Annotated in this window: 1 protein-coding gene; it reads right to left on the reverse strand. The window is 51.6% G+C overall.

The genetic code is table 11. The features are described from left to right. On the reverse strand, positions 1 to 21,004 hold a 21,004-nt coding region (locus ABFC84_06420; GenBank protein ID MEN6412388.1), incomplete at its 3' end, for a hypothetical protein. Between the last annotated feature and the right edge of the window lie 23 nt (positions 21,005 to 21,027).

Raw genomic sequence — 21,027 nt, forward strand, 5'->3', positions numbered from 1 at the left:
CCGTCAGGCTGATATTCCCGTCTGTTGTCTTGACGGTGCCGCCTGCCTCGGTAATAAGGGCTTTGGCGTTAGTGACATCCACCTTGCCGTTAGCTTGATTGATGGTTTTGATGGTTAATGTGTCTGAGGTATTCGTAAACTCAATGTCACCGGTTCCGCTATTGCCGGCGTTAAAGGCATGCACGGTATTGTCTTGTTTCAGTTCCTGACCCGCAACGCTGTCGGTAGTCAGCAAAGCAGCATCCAGTATCTTTCCGCTGTCTGTTTCGGCAATGGCACTGCCGGCGGTAAGGCCGACCTTGCCGGTGGTTTCAACATCACTGTTGAGAATGATGTCCCGGTCGGCTGCCAGCTCGATTGTTCCGCCGGCGCTTGCCACTGTTCCGTTAACTGCCACATCGCTTTCCGCGCCTGTTGCTGTCAATGTTACCGTACCGGTTCCGCCGGCATTGACTGTTCCGTTGATGGTTTCGCTGCCGTCTGCTGCCGTCAGGCTGATATTCCCGTCTGTTGTCTTGACGGTGCCGCCTGCCTCGGTAATAAGGGCTTTGGCGTTAGTGACATCCACCTTGCCGTTAGCTTGATTGATGGTTTTGATGGTTAATGTGTCTGCCGCGTTCGTAAACTCAATGTCACCGTTAGTTTGGTTTGTTGCCTCAAACGTTTTTACCGTGTTGGCCTGAGCGAGCTTCTGACCCGCGACGCTGTCGGTGGTCAGAAGCGCGGCATCTGAGATGCGGCCTTGGGCTGTTTCGGCAATAGCTCTGCCGGCGCTGAGGCTGACGCTGTCCGTGGTTTGTACATCACTATTGAGAATGATGTCACGGTCGGCCTGAGCGGTAATATCGCCATCCGTTCCGTTCACTTTGCCATTGACCAGAACATCCTGCGCGGCTGCCAGCTTTATTGCCCCGCCGGCGCTTGCCACTGTTCCGTTAACCGCTACATCGCTGGCTGCTCCGACTGCTGTCAGGGTTACCGTACCGGTTTTACCGGCGCTGACTGTGCCGTTGATGGTCTCGCTGCCACCTGCTGCCGTCAGGCTGATAGCTCCGTCTGTTGTCTTAACGGTGCCGCCCGCCTCGGTAATGAGGGCTTTGGCGTTGGTGACATCCACCTTGCCGTTAGCTTGATTGATGGCTTTGATGGTTAATGTATCTGCCGCGTTCGTAAACTCAATGTCGCCTGTTCCGCTATTGCCAGCGTTGAAGGCATGCACGGTATTGGCTTGTTTCAGGTTCTGACCCTTGACGCTGTCGGCGGTCAGCAAGGCGGCCTCCAGAATCTTCCCGCTGTCTGTTTCGGCAATGGCTCCGCCGGCGCTGAGATTGACATTGCCGGTGGTTTGTACATCATTGTTGATGGTTATGTCGCGATCGGCCTGGGCGGTAATATCGCCGCTGTCTCCGCTCACCTTGGCATTGACCAGGACATCCTGCGCGGCTGCCAGCTCGATTGCGCCGCCGTCGCTTGTCACTGTTCCGTTAACTGCCACATCGCTGGCTGCTCCGGTTGCTGTCAATGTTACCGTACCGGTTTTACCGGCACTGACTGTGCCGTTGACGGTCTCGCTGCCGCCTGTCGCCTTCAGGCTGATAGCACCGTCGGTTGTCCTGACGGTGCCGCCGGTCTCGGTAACGATAGCTCCGGTGTTAGCGATATCAACCTTGCCGTTAGCCTGATTGATCGTTTTGATGGTTAAAGTGTCTGATGCGTTCGTAAACTCAATGTCGCCCTTCGTTTTGTTTACTGCCTGGAAGGTTTTTACCGTGTTGGCCTGATTCAGGTTCTGGCCATTAACGCTATCGGTGGTCAGCAAAGCAGCATCCAGGATGCGGCCTTTGTCTGTTTCATCAATGGCTCTGCCGGCGTTGAGACTGACCTTGCCGGTGGTTTGTACATCATTGCTGAGGGTTATGTCGCGGCCGGCCTGGGCGGTAATATCGCCATTCGTTCCGCTCACCTTGGCATTGACCAGGACATCCTGCGCGGCTGCCAGCTCGATTGCGCCGCCGTCGCTGGTCACCGTTCCGTTAACTGCCATATTGCTTTCCGCGCCTGTCGCTGTCAGGGTTACCGTACCGGTTCCGCCGGCGTTGACTGTGCCGTTGACGGTCTCGCTGCCGCCTGTCGCCGTCAGGCTGATAGCTCCGTCGGTTGTCCTGACGGTGCCGCCGGTCTCGGTAACGATAGCTCCGGTGTTAGCGACATCAACCTTGCCGTTAGCCTGATTGATCGTTTTGATGGTTAAAGTATCTGATGCGTTCGTAAACTCAATGTCGCCCTTCGTTTTGTTTACTGCCTGGAAGGTTTTTACCGTGTTGGCCTGATTCAGGTTCTGACCCGTGACGCTCTCGGTGGTCAGCAAGGCACCATCCAGGATGCGGCCTTTGTCTGTTTCATCAATGGCTCTGCCGGCGCTGAGGCTGACGCTGCCGGTGGTTTCAACATCATTGTTGATGGTTACGTCGCGGCCGGCCTGGGCGGTAATATCGCCGTCCGCTCCGCTCACCTTGGCATTGACCAGGACATCCTGGTCGGCTACCAGCTTGATTGCGCCGCCGTCGCTGGTCACTGTTCCGTTAACTGCCACATCGCTGGCTGCTCCGGTTGCTGTCAATGTTACCGTACCGGTTCCACCGGCGCTGACTGTGCCGTTGACGGTCTCGCTGCCGCCTGTCGCCGTCAGGCTGATAGCTCCGTCGGCTGTCTTGACGGTGCCGCCTGCCACGCTAATGATGGCGCCGGTGTTGGTGACATCAACACTGCCGTTAGCCTGATTGATGGTTTTAATAGTCAGTGTTTCTGCCGTGTTCGTAAGCTCAATGTCGCCGGTCGTTTTATTTGCTGCCTGGAAGGTTTTTACCGTGTTGGCCTGATTCAGTTTCTGGCCATTGACACTATCGGTGGTCAGCAAAGCAGCATCCAGGATGCGGCCTTTGTCTGTTTCATCAATGGCTCCGCCAGCGGTGAGACTGACGTTGCCGATGGTTTGTACATCACTGTTGATAGTTATATCGCGGCCGGCCTGGGCGGTAATATCGCCATCCGTTCCACTCACCTTGCCATTGACCAGAACATCCTGCGCGGCTGCCAGCTTGATTGCGCCGCCGGCGCTTGTCACCGTTCCGTTAACTGCCACATCGCTGGCTGCTCCGGCTGCTGTCAGGGTTACCGTACCGGTTTTACCGGCGTTGACTGTGCCGTTGATGGTCTCGCTGCCGTCTGCTGCCGTCAGGCTGATATTCCCGTCTGTTGTCTTGACGGTGCCGTCTGCCTCGGTAATAAGGGCTTTGGCGTTAGTGACATCCACCTTGCCGTTAGCTTGATTGATGGTTTTGATGGTTAAGGTGTCTGAGGCGTTCGTAAACTCAATGTCGCCCTTCGTTTGGTTTGTTGCCTCGAACGTTTTTACCGTGTTGGCCTGATTGAGCTTCTGACCCGTGACGCTATCAGTGGTCAGCAAGGCGGCATCCAGGATCTTCCCGCTGTCTGTTTCGGCAATGGTTCTGCCGGCGCTGAGGCTGACGCTGCCGGTGGTTTCAACATCACTGTTGATGGTTATGTCGCGGCCGGCCTGGGCGGTAATATCGCCGTCCATTCCGTTCACCTTGGCATTGACCAGGACATCCTGCGCGGCTACTAGGTCGATTGCCCCGCCGGCGCTTCCCACTGTTCCGTTAACCGCCACATCGCTGGCTGCTCCGGTTGCTGTCAGGGTTACCGTACCGGTTTTACCGGCGTTAACTGTGCCGTTGATGGTCTCGCTGCCGCCTGCTGCCGTCAGGCTGATATTCCCGTCTGTTGTCTTGACGGTACCGCCTGCCTCGGTAATAAGGGCTCCGGTATTAGTGACGGTCACGTTGCCACTGTTTTGATTAATCCCGGTAATATTAAGTAAATCGACCGCATTAGCAAAAACGATATCACCTGTACCGGTATTGGCGGCTGAGAAGTTGCTAACCGAATTGGCGCCGGCTATATTCTGCCCTTCTTTACTATTGGCCGCCAGTGTTTGCGCTGAAATCTTTCCCTTCTGCAGCTGGTTGATTTTACCGCCTGTGGAGGTAATATACACAGAGCCAGTTGTTTTCAAATTATTAACCGTTGCATCATCACTTGCGGTTACATAAATTGGTGACGTTTTAGTTGTTGCCGACGATCCCTCTTCCATGTCAACCGCCTCACCAGTTAGCGTTATGTCGCTATTGGCGTTAACCACCCCTTTAAGAACCAGCTGTCCATCAGCGTCAATAAACAATCGTTGACCGGAGGTCAAATCACCCACATTCAGTATGTTCGCGGTGCTTTGAACAAAAATGCCGTAACCATCAGCTGACGAAGCAGTTAATTTGCCTGATGGATTCACCGTCAGTGTAAACGGATTATCGCCTGTTCCTACACTGCCGCCCTCGGCAAAGAGAGAAACATTTTCTCCTTCCAAGGCCATGGGTCGATCTCCCCGACTGTCGAGGATCGAACCCGCCGCTCTTAGGACAATATCTCCCGTACTGTACATTTCTGCCACATTAAGGTTGCCTGTTTTCTCGGTAATGTAAATATTACCGCCTGCTCTGGCAGTCAATGCTGATAGTTCACCAAGGTCAATAAGCAACGGATCAGCTTTTGTACCAATGCCACTATCTCCGCCCTCCAAAATAGTACGGTTGCCCTGGATGGCTGCCTCTCCTGCAGTTGCTACGTTATAGATACCATCTTTACCTTTTACACGAATAGAATCGCCGCTTTTAATGGTTTTCACATAAATAGGATCTTGCGAACCCAGGTAAACATTATTTTTCCCTTCCGCGGTGATTGTACCGTTAGCGGTAACGGAAATATTAATTGGCAAGCGATTGAGAATCGTAATTTGTTTCGTGTCATTATCCACCGATACATCGTCAGACTCAGCTGCCGCTAAAGCAATACGCGCATCATCATTCTTTAATGCATCCGGATTTGTTCCATCAATGACGATAGAACCGGAATCTTTGCCAATACTACCATTGAGCGCTTTCAATGTAATATTACGGCCTTTCACATTGGGATCTTTGATCCGGGTTTCGGTACTGGTGGTTTGTTTGAAAAGAATACCGCTACTGAGTGCGTAATTTAATTCGTTTTCTGTCCAGGCTGATCCTTGTGTCAGGCTTTGCTTTTCGCTGTCTGTAAGGACATAGACCCATGATGGGTTATAACTGGTATTGCCGTAAGCAGCATGGAGTCTCTGGTACTCGGCATCACCGCTTGGATTGGAGTAATCGTCAGCCTGGTAACCAGTGATGTTGCCGTTAGCATCATACGTCGCCCGAACATTGCGCATCTGCCAGTATTTTTGATATTCGGCCTGCTTGGCTTGTTTATAGGCTTTGACAGTATTGTCAGCGCTCGTAGTTGCTCCCGTCCCGGTGAGCAGCATATTATCCCAAAGAGCTTGCAGTTGGGCAATGGTACGTGTGTCTTTTTTCTCTTCCGGATTGGCATCAATCATACTCCCGTTAGCCACTTCCAGACTGACATCGCCGCCGGCCGATTCAACCCGGATGAGCCGCATATCGCCGCTAGCCTGGCGAATGTTGATGTTGGCAGCTGCAGTAGCGTTAAGGCCAGCGCCGTCTTGGCTGCCGATATTCACATTCAGCGCCTGTACCGTACTGCCGGTACTGCCGATACCTCCCGAGGCAGATACAAGATCAATACGGTTTCCTGTGATCACAGCATTATTGCCCGCTGCCGCCTGAAGGATGCTTCCATCCGCTGTCAGACTTACATTACCATTCGTTGCGGAAATATTGTTTACCCGAACATCGCCGCTAGAGCTACCGAGGTAGATATTCCCGTTTGCACTGGTAGCTGTCAGCGCTCCGGAATTACCCGCAAGCTGCACCGCCACCGGCGTCAGACTGGAGCCGATACCGGTTCCGGCAGTAAGAGTAATATTGGGGCTGGTGATTGTGGTTAATCCTGCTGTTGCACTAATGGCTTTATCGGCTGATAACGTAGTCGTACCGGCTAAGTTGCGCACCGGTCCGGCCACAATTAGATTTTGCTTGCTAGTTACATTAATCTGCCCAGAGTCATAGCCGATAAAACTGACGGGGATGGAGAAATCTGCTTTCACGGAATGGGTATGGATGTCTTCGCTGCCCTTTACATACGTGTCTTTTACAAAATAATCGGTCCAACCGAAAATCCACCAACCATGGGATTCAGACCAGGAATAACTACCTGCCTTTTCTTGTTGTGCTGTGTTAACATTCTTATAATCGTAACTATAATTGGCTGATTGGCCTGTTTGAGTCACATAGGTTCCGTTCGGCAGATTGGTAATAGGTCCGGAAGGTACTGTAACATCAGAAATTGTTGTGGCGTCCTTCCACGAAATCAGCCCTGCCCAACTGCCGCTTTTCTTAGTAATTTCTCTAGTTTCATTTTGTGCTTGCCCGCGGTTCCAAACATAATCTAAACCTGACTGAGGGGCATAGCTGGAGCTTCGGCTATTAGCAGTTACTTGATCTGACAGCTGTTTGTTTCCTGCCGTCTGGACAGTTTGGACATCACTGCCCACGCGGGTAATGGTAGTCACAACCGGGCGCAATACACCCGTTTCGTCCTGCGCTGACTTGCCGGTGTCAGTAATCCGGACCTTGCCTTCAATATTGCCGGTATCCATTCCGTTAAGCACAATATCATAGCCCGTATTATTAGTCACATTGATCCGTCCGTAACCATCCAGCACCTTGATATTGCCGCCGCCGGTGTTCAGAATGATACCTGATAATTCAGCATAACCGCCTTGCACCTTGACCGCATCGAGGACAATCTGATTGGTTTCAGGGTTAAAGTAAGCAAGAATTTTTCCGTTACCGCCATCGGATAACCGGTAACTGGTCAAACTGGCAGAATTGGACATACTTGGCTTGCCTGCTGCTATCCACTGCTGTTTAAGGCTATCAATGCGTGCATTCAAATCAGTATCCAAAGTTACGTCCCAGTCGGGAATGCCGCTTTGAATCGTACCGTTAATATTTAAATAGCGAGCGCTAAGATATACATTATTACCGGCAATCGTTGAACCTGTGCCCGCTTTGTAGGCATTGGATGTCGTGTCGGTTTTTCCTGCTTCAGCTGAATTCTGTTCAGATGCCCAAATGGACTGCGGATCACCGCCGACATTGTAGATGCCGTCAACATAAGACTGAACGACATCTCTGCCGGCCGAAATGTTGACCGTGTTGCCCACAATACTCGGAGCCGCCTTGCCATCTTGCCCCAATAGCTTGATACTGCCCTTGTTATTTTGCACCATAATGGTCCCAGTCGGATTGCTGATATTTCCTACCAGTTCAATATCCGGCACTGCAACGCCGGATATAGGCGAATAGGTGTTTTGTATGGTAATCTTCGGTGTTGCACCGCTGCCGGCAGCCTCAATACTACTAAAGCTAGCCGACGGACTTCCAGACAAATTACGATCATTGATTTGAGCCAACGAACTTACTTGCCCACCGTTAAAAATCAATTTGCCGCCTTTATCTTCGATTGTCAAATCATTGACACGCAGAAAGCTGCGGCTGTTATTAATAATGGTGATTTCTGTATCATTCGGCGCTTTTAAGGAACCGCTACCGGACAAATAGTCAGCCTGAACGGTAATATCGCCGCTGCGTGCTTTAATATCATCTAAAGTTACATAATTTGCTCTTACATTTTTCAGTGCTACATAGACGGTATTTCCGGTAGCGTCTTGCAAAGCTTGCGCATAGCCGAGAGAAACCAGTTCCTGATAGATATAGTTTATTTCTGAATCATAGGCTGCGTATGCAGTTGGATCTTTAGCATAAGCAGTACGCAATTTGAACAGGTTATCCAAGCGGGTAAAAGCATTGGATACTAAATTCTCGTCTTTGGCGGTAAAGGTTACACCGTCAGTCTGCTCCGCGATGATTGGCGTATAATAACCCGAATTAGCTTCTGTCAAAGAGTCGTTGCGCGGATCGTCATTGAGCACCAGCCGCTGTTTATTTTGAATACCGGCATGAAGCGCACCGTCCACGACGACCCCTGTGCTGGCTGTCGTCTTGCTAGTTCCGCCTTTAATGTCAAGCGATACCTCACCACCACCAACTAAAGAGCTAAATGCGTTGGCAACAGCTGCGGCAAGTTGACGGTAGAGGTCTTTGCCGACACCCTGACCATCGGCTACAGCGGCTCCCTTATCAGTGATAAGGTTAATGTCGCCGACACTCAGCACATTGGCACCGCTGCCGACAGAGATCGTATTATTTTGTGTAATCAAAGCATCCGCTCCCGGCGAGGTACTGACCGGCAAAAGTGTTTTATTGAATAGGTCAGTACGCGCACTGGCATTGATGGTATTCTTAACGCCATCTCCATCCCGACCAGCCAGCAAATTAATATCACCATTCGCCCGGAAGTAAGTATTATCACCGACAATGATCTTATTCTGACTAGCTACTGTGGAAGCTGACGCCCCTTGGGCGGCTCCCGCCAAACCGTAGGTTTTCGCATTCGCGTCGGTGTCAACGGTTGCGTTGGTGCGAGCGCCGAGATTGATGGTTCCTACGCTGTTCATAGAAGCCCCGCTGCCTATCGTCACTTGTGCCAACACCGGTGCAGTAATAATTGACTCGGCCTTAGCAATGGCAATCGCTCCGCCAGAATCCAGCTTGGTCTGGTCATGGGCATCCAGATCGTTCACCGCAGTAAAGTTTGTTTGTCCCGGATTATCCGGGTCGCCTGTTATCGTAATCCTTGCATTATTACCGACTGTTACCTGGGTAGTATCGGTAATCGTCGATTGGCTGGAAGCTGCCGAACCGTTAAGCAGCCCGCCTGCCCCAGCGGAAACATTGAAGGCATTGTCTGCCAAAAGAGGTTTCCGTGCAATGTTGTTAGCCAATACATTGATGTTAAGAGCAGTGAGATTCGCTCCGGCACGAATGCCGGCATCCACCTGAGAGTTAACCGTATTAACAGCCGCTGCGCCGCTGGCGCCGACTAGAGCGGCATTTGTTGAATCCACTTTGCTATTGAAAGTTGCTCGATGAGTAGCGTCAACGGCAATGGTGTTCGCTGCCAGCAAGGTGTTTGATGAACCTCCGCCCAGTTCCGCTTTAGTAGTGCTGCTGTTGATGGTAGAGGCTTTAGCAGCTGTTCCCGCCACTAGCCCGCCGCTGCCGGAAACAGCGTCGGCATAAGTATCCTCCGTTGCTACCGCACTGACTTGTAATGTTCCGCCAATATTACCGCTAACTCCATCTTCAACCATAGCCGCTGTTGTACTGTCTGTGCTGGCCTGTGCACTGTTGGCACCTATAGCAATAAGACCGCCAACTATACCTGTCACGTCCGCTTGAGCTGATTCATTATTAGAGGCAATAATTGTTGTGTTGCTACGGATATTCAGCGCAGTATCTTCCCCGACCGAACTGCTGACTGTCGCTTTCAAATTAGCCGTACTTTGCGTTGCATTTACGCCGATTAAGCCGCCGCCGGCAGCACTAGCATAGCTTTTAGCGGTCACATTGCTGTCCGGTAGCAGTTGTGTAGCTGTAACGGAAAGGTCTTTTGCTTCAATATCATTGGCGCTGCCAATCGTTGCTGTGATTGTTGGCTTAACATCCGTCGAAGCAAGAGATGCGCCCACTGATAATAGACCAACGTTCAAACCGTCCGCCTGGGCTTGTGCCTTTTCGGTTGAAACTGAGGCAACTTTTAAGTCCGCTACAGTCTTACTCGTAACATTGTCGCCAGTATGCGCATCGGCAGTCGTGTTGATAACAATGTTTGCATCCGATCCGGATCCGGCAATGCCGCCACCGGCACCGGCTGTAGCATAGGCACTCGCAAACTCTGCTGCATTGGCGGTTACTGCTGCCGACTGAACCGCCTGTTGTTTACCAATCTCGGCTCCATCGCCAAGATAAGCTATTGCAGAGCCGCTCAGATTGCTGTGAATCACTGCCGCCCCCAGAGCACCGCCAATACTGACGCTGGCGTTCAGTGCCCGGGACGAAAATGAATCAGATGCATCGGCACTCACAGCTAAATCAGGTGCTGCTGCATCACTTGCTTTAATTAGCTTCCCATCAAAATGGGCTACGGTATCGCTCGCATCGGTTTGATACAACGTCGCGGCTCCAAGAGCGGCCACTAATCCTGCCTGACCGGCATATGCCTCGTTGCTCAGATTGTGGGTACGCTTAGCATTAACGGCGACCCCACCAGAAGTGGTGACGACCGTTCCTGTGCCAATTGACGCTGTGGTATCTGCATTAATGGAGGCAATACCCACTGCCCCACCAATGCTCGCGCCGCCAAGAGCGCCGCTGCCGGCTAATTGGTAGAAATCAAGATTTTCTTTGGCATTAACGGATACGCTTCCCGTATTCAGCCTGACATTATTGCCAATAAGCGCTGTTGTTCCACCCGGCACGAAGGTAGGTCGTGAACTAGCAATACCTTGTTCAACCGCTGCTGACACCTTGGTATTTGACGTAGCGGCACTAATGTTCGTTGCAGCATCGCTGGCCGAACTATTACCAATTTGCTTAAGAAAAGCGGAAACTTCTAAATTTTGAACCTGATTATCAATATCTTGCTGCGCAGTTACGCCATTAGAACTGGTTAAACTGGATTTCGCATCATTTCCTACCCCAGTGCCAATGGAATATACGGAGACACCACCGGCCACACCGACAAGACCGCCGGATGCGCTAGCAGCATAACTATCAATGTCTTTAGTAGATAGGGCATTCACATCCAGCATTTTATTTGCCTGAATCGCTGCGCCGTTGGCAATGTATGCCGATGTATCTGTGTTAATAATACCAATATCGACGCCACCTGCCGCACCGACTGCACCACCGGCTACCGAACCTCCGACAGAAAACAGTTTTAAGTCATCGGCGGCAGTTATACTGACAGACTGGTTGCTTCCAGCGCCGCTTAGCGTATTGATATCCGCATCACCAATATGCGCACCGGTATTGACGTTGATGACATTCGCCGCGGCTGAGCCTGCCGCACCAGCAAATGCTCCGACCGCACCACTGGCAGCGACAGTAAAGATGTCTTCTGTGCTGTCAGCTCGCACCGCTACGCCTTGTATGTTCTTGGTCACCCTGTTGGTGGCCGAAACGCCGTCAAACACCGTCATCTGCCCGGAGGCATTTGCCTTGGCATCTACCTTGGCGTTATCGGCAATATAAGCTTCCGTTGTTTTGGTTACATGATTCACATCAATCGAAGCACCGACACCGGCAATGCCGACACCCAAAGCTGCGCTGCCGGCAATGGATTTAATTTCGGTATCATCGGCTGCCGCGACTAATACGTTGTTATCTGCGGCGACTGACCCATCGATGTGTGCCAAAGTTGTGTTGTCAATAGAGTTTACGACCACCGCTCCCGCTACGGACAAGCTGGCTGATGCCGCTCCTGCTACCGCGGTAGATAAAATTGTCTCGCTGCTATCAGCAGTGACGGACATATTGTCCTTAGCCGTCATGCTCGCTCCTGTGCCAACGTTAGCTTCTGTTTCATTTTTAACAACAGATATATCTGCTCCCGGTCCAAGTGCAGCGGCACCAACGATTGCCACACCGCCTATTCCCAGATGATAGTAGTCGCTGCCAGCCGCCACACGCACATCTTGCCCTGCTGCAGTGGCATCGGTGTTATGTTGATTGATTCTCGCATTATTATCCACATAAGCATTAGTGGTATTTGTCACAACAGTCACTGAACCTGCAATCGCCGCTCCGGTACCGACAACGCCGCCTGTAGCCTCATTCGCAACGCTGTCTTTTGACATCGCAGTTACAGCTACGCCTGAAAAAGAATCTTGTTCTTCACTCGTTGTGCGAAACTTAGTCAACAAATCCTTATTATCTGCCTTCGACAGGTATTTATCATCCGTGTTCAAACTCGGTGCAGTGACTACACCAGCTTCAGCCGTTTGCACGGCATACTGCTCAGTAAATTTGCCGGTAGCCGCGTCAATAGATTTTGAAGCATTTGCCTGCACATCGGCATTATTGTCAATATAGGCTTCCGTATCTTTTGTAATGACCGCCGCGCCGACCGATCCGCCTGCCCCGAGGCCGCCGACAGCCGAACCGGCAATCAAATTCATCGTATTGTCATCCTCTGCCGCTACGCGGATGCTGCCGTCAGCGGTCAGCACCGCACTATCTCCCACAAATGCCTTAGTCGTTGCATTCAACGTTTCCACAGCCCCTGCACCGGCCACGCTGCCGCCTCCAGCCGCTCCGCTTGCCGAAACATTAGTAATCTGCTCGTCTGACAACGCATCCACCAAGATGCTTCCGTCGGCATTTACTGTAGTCTGGCTGTCTGTCGCTGACCCGATATAAGCTTGAGTATCTTTCGTAATAACGTCGATACCCAAACCAGCGCCAACACCGGAACCACCGATTGATGCCGCCCCGCCGATGTTAACAATCGCAGTCGCATCGGAAGCCTTGACAATCACATCTTTACCGGAATAGGCAGTTTCATTAATAACAGCATCTTGATCGATATGCGCTTTTGTTGCCGTATGCAGCACATTCAAGTTAATCGCACCGGAAATAGCCGTTCCGCCTGCCGAGCCTGCCACCCCAACGGTGTTTAGATTTTCACCGGCTGCAGCGTTAACCACTGTATCACCCTTCGCGTTAACAGCCGCTGTTGAACCAATATGCGCATCAGTTAAATGATCAATAACCCCAATATTCGCCGCAGCACCAAAAGCTCCGGCACCGCCGGCAACACTGCCGGCGGCAGATTGCAGCTGCAGATTGTCTCGTGCATTAACGGCTGCATCACCGCCGGCGTTTATTTTCGCCCCTTCCCGAATCACGGCCGCTGTACCGTGAGGCAGCGGTGAAACCGGTATGGTTTTATTCGCTACAACACTGGAAACAGAAATTGCTGCCGTCTTATCACCTACTGCCTTGCCAGCCTGTTCCCCAATATTTTTGGTCGTTCCGTCCTTATCTTTATAAGTATATGTATAGCTGCCAATCATCGACTCAGCTTTGTTATCCTGGACTTTACTATCGGTATCGCCTTGGGCGCTTGTTGACTTGCCGTCTTTATCTTTTACATCGAGATAAGAAAGCGCCTCGTCAGTCAATCCGCCGCCGATGGCGAGAACGGATACGCTGCCGGCAATGCCGACAACACCGCCGCCGGCACTGACTGTATTGACATGAATATCCTTCGTCGCCAGGGCGTTGACATCCACATCATTGTCTGCCGTCACATCGGCAGCGCCAATATAGGCGGTGGTATCGCCTACGATCACGCCGACATTAAAACTGCCAGCCACGCCGCCGGCGCCAACACCGGCAGACCCGGCTGCAGAAAATAACTTAAGATCATCAACTGCGGTCACACTCACATCTTTGGCTGTGATCTTGGCATTATCGTCAATATAAGCCGCCGTATCCGCACTGATCACGTTGGCGACGACCGTTCCGGCAACACCGGCATAAAGGGAGCCGCCGCCGGCTACAACCCCATCAATGACATTTTCTGTACTGGCAGCCTGAACAGCTAACCCTTGTATGGATTTGCTTGCCCGCTGGCCTTCGGCTTGTGTCTTATTATCGGTTCCGGCATAGACAGTCTGAGTGGCGCCTAAATCCCCGCCCAACGCTTCAACTTCAGCGTTTTTACCAACATAGGCCTGCGTATCTTTGGTAATAACGTTCACATCAGCCGAGCCGCCTACCCCTGCGCCGTTGATGGAAAATCCAGCCCCGCCGGCGATAACGGCGATATTCGTGTCATCATCGGCAGCAAGGCGAACATTGTTGCCGGCTTTGACGACAGCTTTGGCATCCGCAGTGTCAGCCTCCTCAATATAGGCTTTCGTCGTATTGGTCAGAACATTGCCGGCCAATGATCCGGCCACGCCGGCATTGATGCCAACGGCGCCGACGGCAGTGACGGAAAAAATGCTTTCCGCCGCGTTTGCGGTCACAGCAATATCCTTTTGTGCCATAACTTGCGCCGTCTCAGCAATATAGGCTTCCGTGTCGGCGACGCGGACAGCAAGATCTGTCCCGCCACCGACGCCGGCTGTGCCGCCGCCGGCGAAAGCACCGGCCATCGCCAGGCGATGGAAATCGCTGCCCGCAGCTACCAATACAGACTGGGAGGCTTGTTCGCCGCTGTCCGCAGTGTTGATAACCGCGCCCGTGTCGATATGGGCTTTAGTCGTATTGACGATGACATTTGCGCCCAGTGAGCCTTGTACGCCGGCAGTACCGCCGCCTGAAGCGCCGACAGCGCCCGTGCGGACAGTGTCACGGGAAACCGCGCTGACGCCAACACCATGGATGTCCTGTTTTTGCGCCACAACCGGCTTAGTCAAACCCGGAATATCTATTTGATCAAAGGGAGCTTCGGTAATGCTGTCATTCTCCGGCGCTGCAATCTCATTCGTACCCGGCACATAGGTACTATCCGTGGAAAACTTACCGTTTGCAACTTGCACGGCATCACCGTCACCATCGGCTTGTACAACTGCCTTATTACCGATATGCGCATCTGTGGTTTTGGTAATGACGCTGACGCCGGCCGCGCCACCGACGCCGGCCGTGCCGCCGACAGCGACATTACCGGCCAGAAGATTCATCGTAGTATCGTCTGACGCAGAGGCTACTGCACTGCCACCTGCATGAACCTGCGCGTTGTCGCCGATATAGCCATTGGTTTTATCGGTAATAACATAGACGACTCCAGAGCCGGCGACCCCGGCAGTACCGCCGCCGGCAGCACTGGCCGCCGCTGCAGTAATGCTTTCAGTCGATTGAGCCTGAGTAACAACATTTTCTCCCGCATGAACGATTGTCTTTTTGTCTGATTCTGAATCTTTTATAGATGCTTCCGTATCTTTATCGATGACTTCAACTACTGCACCCGCGCCAACGCCGGTCGTACCGCCGAAGCTGACCGCGCCGCCGAAGCTTGCTATCGTTGTGTCATCGCTGGCAAGAATGTTAACATTCTTGCCGCCCGTCAATACTGTGCCTTGATCGATAAATGCTGTGGTATCGACAATGACCGTCTCAACCACAGCGGAACCGGCGACACCTGCAGTGCCGCCGCCCGCACCGCCGGCAGCGATCGTATGGAGGGTTTCCGCAGCCGCAGCCGTGACACTAGTATCCTGCCCGGCGTTGATGGCAACATTCTTGCCAATCCAAGCCTGTGTATCATCTTGGACGTTAGTTGTGCCAATAGCAGCGCCAATTCCAGCCGTACCTCCCACTGCAACGCTAGCAGCAACATTCAAAGCATTAAAGTCATTGTTCGCATGTACGGTCAGATTACCGGTCGTGTCAATCTCTGCATTATCAACAACTTGGGCATACGCTTTATTTTCAGAAACAGCAGCCGTAGCAACACCCGCTATACCGGCGGTATTTGCTACGCCGCCGCCCAGACCAAAGACACCCACATCCTGTTTGGCGTCAGCGGTCACACTCACTGAGCCGGACTGATTAATATCGCCGGCAAAAATACTGGATGTTTCACTGCTATTAATTATATCGGTGCTAACTAAGCCAACGCCTGCATTGCCGGATGATAAAGCCACGCTGGTGACAAATGCTTTTGCGGTAGTATCGCTGCTGCTTTCAATAGTAACGGCATCGCTGGTTGAAACGGTTGTACCGCTGCCGATAGATGCCTTGGTTTGGTCTTGAAAATAATCTACTGCAGCAGCGCCGGTAACGGCTACTTTTCCACTGGCTGAGCCGGCAATTGCCTCTGTATAGTAATTGTTTTGGCCTAAAATCGATTGCAGGTTTTTAGCAGTGAGCGATTCTTTCAGCTTTTGCGGATCTTCGGTATTGAATTCAAAGGGATCAGGCCCTGTTACTTTATGGTTGTAAGCCTGCAGGTTAAGACTTTCGGCATCAATAACGCCACCGCTGCCGACTGCAGCAACGTACTGGTTATCAGAAACTATCGTAGCAACAGAAGCGCCTACACCTGCGTTTTGCGATAAAGCAATACTCCACGCCTTGGCAGATAGTTTGCTGGTATTGTCCGTCGTCACCGTGATATTGCCAGCCTTATCATCGGCAGTATTAATGATCCCATCGCCGTTCTGACCGGTGATGCTGACATTGTTTCCTACCGCTGCCTGAGTGACAGTCTGTGAATAGGCAACGGCCAATGCTCCGGCAACGCCGACCTTATCGCCGCCTGCGCCGGCCACGCCTTCTGCCGACAGTTTATTGACAAAGCTGTCTGATTTATTTTGCAGCGATACAGCAGCAATATTAACATCGCCTTTTGCTTTTACCGTAGTATTATCGCCAATCGACGCCGTTGTATCATTGAGTGCAACACTTATGCCAACCCCGACGCCGATGCCGGCTTTAGCTGTAGGATCAAGCGCGGCGCCGCTGCCGCGGGAACTAAAGTCTGATGTAGTATCAGCGGTGACGCTTAATTTGCCGCCAGTACTGACTAAACGTTTAGACGCGCTATCTGCACCGCCGGTTATTCCTGCGTCTACATCATCATTGATGACGGACACCCCGACAGCAGCAGCGACATCGACTTTTTTGCCGCCACTGGTACCTTCTTGCTTATCTGCAGTGTCTTTTAACGCTTTAGAGCTGACATTTTTAGGATCAGAGGGTGCCGTTTCTCCGTCATCAAGCCCCTTAGCTCCTTTTGAACTGGCAGTAGCTACTGCTTCATAGGAACGGTCAGCAGAGGCAGCAATCGTAATGTCGCCTGCGGAGACAACATCGCGGTTTATTGTCGCGGAAATAAGACCATTGCTGGTAATAACTGCTGCTGACGCACCAATTCCGACGCTGTCAGACTTGGTATCGCCGGTAGCGGTTGCTGTATGATCGCCGCTATTCGTGCTGCGAACTTCAATGGAAGCTGCGTCCAATTGGCTGCCGGTATCAATAGTAGCCTGGGTTGTTTGATTCAGTGTGGTTACCGCAGCCACTGCATCAATAGCAACACCGCCTGCAGCGCCGCCTGTCGCCTCGGTATTTGTATCACTGTCAGAAGAAGCGACGACTGACAAAGCACCCGCTTTTGTTAAATTTGCATTTTTGTCAATATCGGCTTTGACGTTATCAACTACAGTGTTTATCGCGACCGATGCGCCAATGCCAACCTTTCCACCGGTAACGCCTTCTTTCGTTGGCAAAGCCTTGGCTTCGCTATCACTTTGATTTTCTGCACGAATGACAACAGCGCCGCTGCCGGCATCGACTGTCGCATCACTTGCTACTTCTGCCGTCGTCGAATTAACGACAGTATTTATGGCAACTGAGCCAGCAATGCCGACTTTAGACCCGCCTGCTCCTGAGGTGGCTTGTGCGCTGAAATTGCTTACCTTATCAGGCTGCTCAACTGTGCCGACATCCCGCATAGCGGCGGAAATCTCTAAACCCTTGACATTATGTTTGGCTGCCCCAAGCTTAGCTTCGTTAGTCACAGTCGCGACGTTTACGGCGACAGCTGCGCCGACGCCAACCTTATTGCCGTCAGTATCAACTTTCGAAACAGCCTTGCCTTCCGCAGTAGCGGCAGCGGCGCTGTTACTAGTTGTTTTGAGTTCCAGAGTTTTCCCTGATGTAATGGCTATCCCATCCGGTGTATAGGCTTTAGCGCTAGAGACACCAATGTTGACGCCAACTGCCGCAGCAACACTGACAGAGCCTTCGCTGGTCTCAGCCTTAGGCGGTGCTGCCAGACTTGCCTTGGCCTTGTCTGACGCTTTATCTTTAATTACATCTTTATTCGCAACTGTAGTTGTCTGATCCTGTACATTTTTATTAACATCTTTGTCACCATCTTGGACACTACCGTCATCTTTCGCCGCTTTACCGCCTGCCGCGCTGGCGATAACATCTGTCTTGGCTGCACTGGCGTTGTCAGCCTGGAAGCTGACGCCGCCATCGGCTCTTATGTCCCGTTTGGTGGTAGCTTCTGCCTCATCGACAGCCACTGTTAAACCGATAGCAATGCCGACTGCGGCTTTTTCACCGTCTGCCTGGCCTTCCGCCGTGGTTGTGCTGCTGCCGGCATTATCCGCTTTAACGGTAAGATCTCCGGTTATATTTAAAGGATCGCCGCTGCCCACTTTGGCTGACGCCTGGTTGTCGGCTATGGTTAAGGCCACTACCGGCGTAACCGAGATGTTCCCGGCTGAGCCCGCTTTGGCTTCGGTGGTCAGAGTGTGACTTCCCGTTGCTGCCAAACTCACATCGTTGGCACCGGTTATCAGAGCACTATCTTCAATTTCCGCAGCAACATGATTGATTCCGATATTAACCGCAACCGATGCACCTACACCAACCTTGTCGCCTGAAGCGGTTCCTGAAGGCAGTGCATTAGCTGTGCTTACGCTTCTATTATCCGCAGCTATGTTGACATTCCCGCTTGTCTGTATATTGCCTAAACTTCCGATGGAAGCATTGCTTTCATTAACATTCACGTTAACAGCCAGTGCGCCCGCAACGCCAACATTATCTGCACCTGCGCCTGAGGAAACATTTGTCGTAAGGCTGCTTGTCGCCGGAGAATTATCAGCTTTATTCATTAGCGCCTTGACTGACAATCCGGAAGTTTCTACAGTTTGGTTAACATACGCTTTATTATCTGACGATACCTTATTGATACCTACCGCAACACCTACGCCGGTGGCACCCGCTTCCACAGCGCTGCCGTCAGCGGTAACTGCGGACTGATTGACGGCGTTACTTGTCACCTGAGCCTGACCTGTTGAAGTTGATGCGGCTGCCGATTCCATATAGGCCTTCGTAACACTGGTGATATCATTTATTCCCAATGCCGCGGCCACAGTGACAGATCCATCACTGGTCTTAGCATCATCCTGATATTCCGTAAGTTTTTTTTGTGTTTCGCTAGGGTCGGTTCCGGTTTGCGCTTGTGCACCCCTGACCGAGGAGATCGCTTCTGTCGTCACTGCATTTGATGAAAAAGCGTTGATGTCAATGGATTGAGACTGACTGATTTTGGTTTGTCCGGCAATACCCGCCTCGGTCGTGCTGTGGATAACGCCAAAGCCGAGACTACCGCCGCCTGCGTTATTACCACTATTGGTTTGATCGGTATCACCTGAATTGTCTGCGGCCTTAGCCGAAACAGTAAGATCAACTGTATTTTTGGCGGCCAAGCTGACTGCCCCGGCTGCGCTAACATCCGTTGTCCCATCAAGCTTTACACGGGCAGTGCTGTCCACCGTCGCACCGGCAAAGGCCGAATCGCCGGTCAAATTGGCAAGAAAGTCTGGTGTATTAGCAGTAATGTCTACATTGACAGTTGCCTTCATATTTACATCGCCACTTGCCACTATGGAACTATCCTTGACGTCGATAGTAGCAGACGGCGTTTTACTGTCAATACCCAATATAGCGTTGTTGCTATATGTTGATGCAGCATTAAAACTGACGTTGCCACCCTTAACAGTCGCTCCAGTCAGACTGATCGCTGCCCCATTTCCTAGTAAATCGGTAGCATTGAGAGTGATGTCACCGGCCGCATAGACGCCAGTTGCATGAGCAAGCAAGCGTGAACCGCTGTTTAATGTAATATTGGGCGCTTCCAGCGTCAATTTGCCCGAGTTGCCGACAGATGCTGCCGCCATCTGATCCGCAGAGATGCCGCCATCAACTTGGCGTGTTGAAATAGTAATGTCTTGTGCCACAGTAATGCTATTATTTGCAATCAATGAATAGTTTGCGCCCTGGGTATATTGATTGTCTTTTACCACTTCGACATCATTGGGATCAACAAGAATTGAACCGCCCTTGCCTTGCTCAGCCCATGCCCTAAATTCCCCGCCTGCCAGCGTCACTTTATCTTTAGCGCTGAACTCCACACTACCGCCGTCACCGGTTGTTCCACCGCGCACATCAATAATTGCACCGTCAGCGAAGGTCGCGCTGCGGCCGGCAAAGCTGTCAACTCTACCACCTGCAGAGTTGACTCCGTTTCCTTTAGCGGATATGACCGAGCCGGACTGCAGGTTGATATCCTGACCGGCTTTTATCGTAATCGTCCCTGCTGCTAAATTGGCTGCGCCGTCAGTTGCAACAATGCCGCTGTTCGTTATATCGCCTGCTGCCACAATCTCAATAACACCATTTTCGGTTGAAACCTTTGCCGCACCATCTAAGCCTCTTACGTTCACTACGTCGCTGAAATTCGGTTTATTTACCTTAAATGCCGCGCCAGACATGATGGTGCCGCTATTGACAATCGTTCCGGCTGCTAACCGAATATCCTTAACGGCATTCACTTTTCCCTGAACCGTTACGAAGCCATTCGCATCCACAGGAACGCTGCCGTTCAAAATCATTGCTGTTCCTGCATCAGATGGATTACCATATTTATCGAATAAATTGTCCATAAACGGTTTAGTCGGCGTAATGACTGACAGGGAGCCCACGTTAACCGCGCCGCTAGCTCCGACCACCATTCCATATGGATTTAAAAAGTATACATTACCGCCAATACGATTATCTTTTATTGAATTCAGCATGCCGTCGATCTGCGACCGACTGCCGTGAACGAAGTTTAGCAGGTTGCTTGTCCCACCTGGCAGATACAAATTAACCGTGTTTCCATTAAATACGTTAAAATAGGTAAACGAATTAAATGCATTCTGCTTGCTGATTGTCGTTGTAGTTACATCGGTGATTTTATCCTTGATCGTTAGGCTCGTATGCGTCTTGCCGTCAATGACGATCTGCTCTGCGGCAAACGACAGCGATCCACTCCCCCAGAACATTCCTACTAGCAGCGCAGCAGCAATTTTTCGTGCCAAAAGCTTATTGCAATACCTTGGCCTGGCTTGATATTGCCTTTGTGGTTTATGCACCTTTTGTTTCCTTCTATAGGACATAAACGACGGTTTTCCTCTACTCCAGGCTCTGCGCCACTTTCTTTGTATTTTCATACATGATTCCTCCCTCTCCGCCC

The sequence above is a fragment of the Veillonellales bacterium genome, assembly GCA_039680175.1.
GTDB lineage: Bacteria > Bacillota > Negativicutes > JAAYSF01 > JAAYSF01 > JBDKTO01.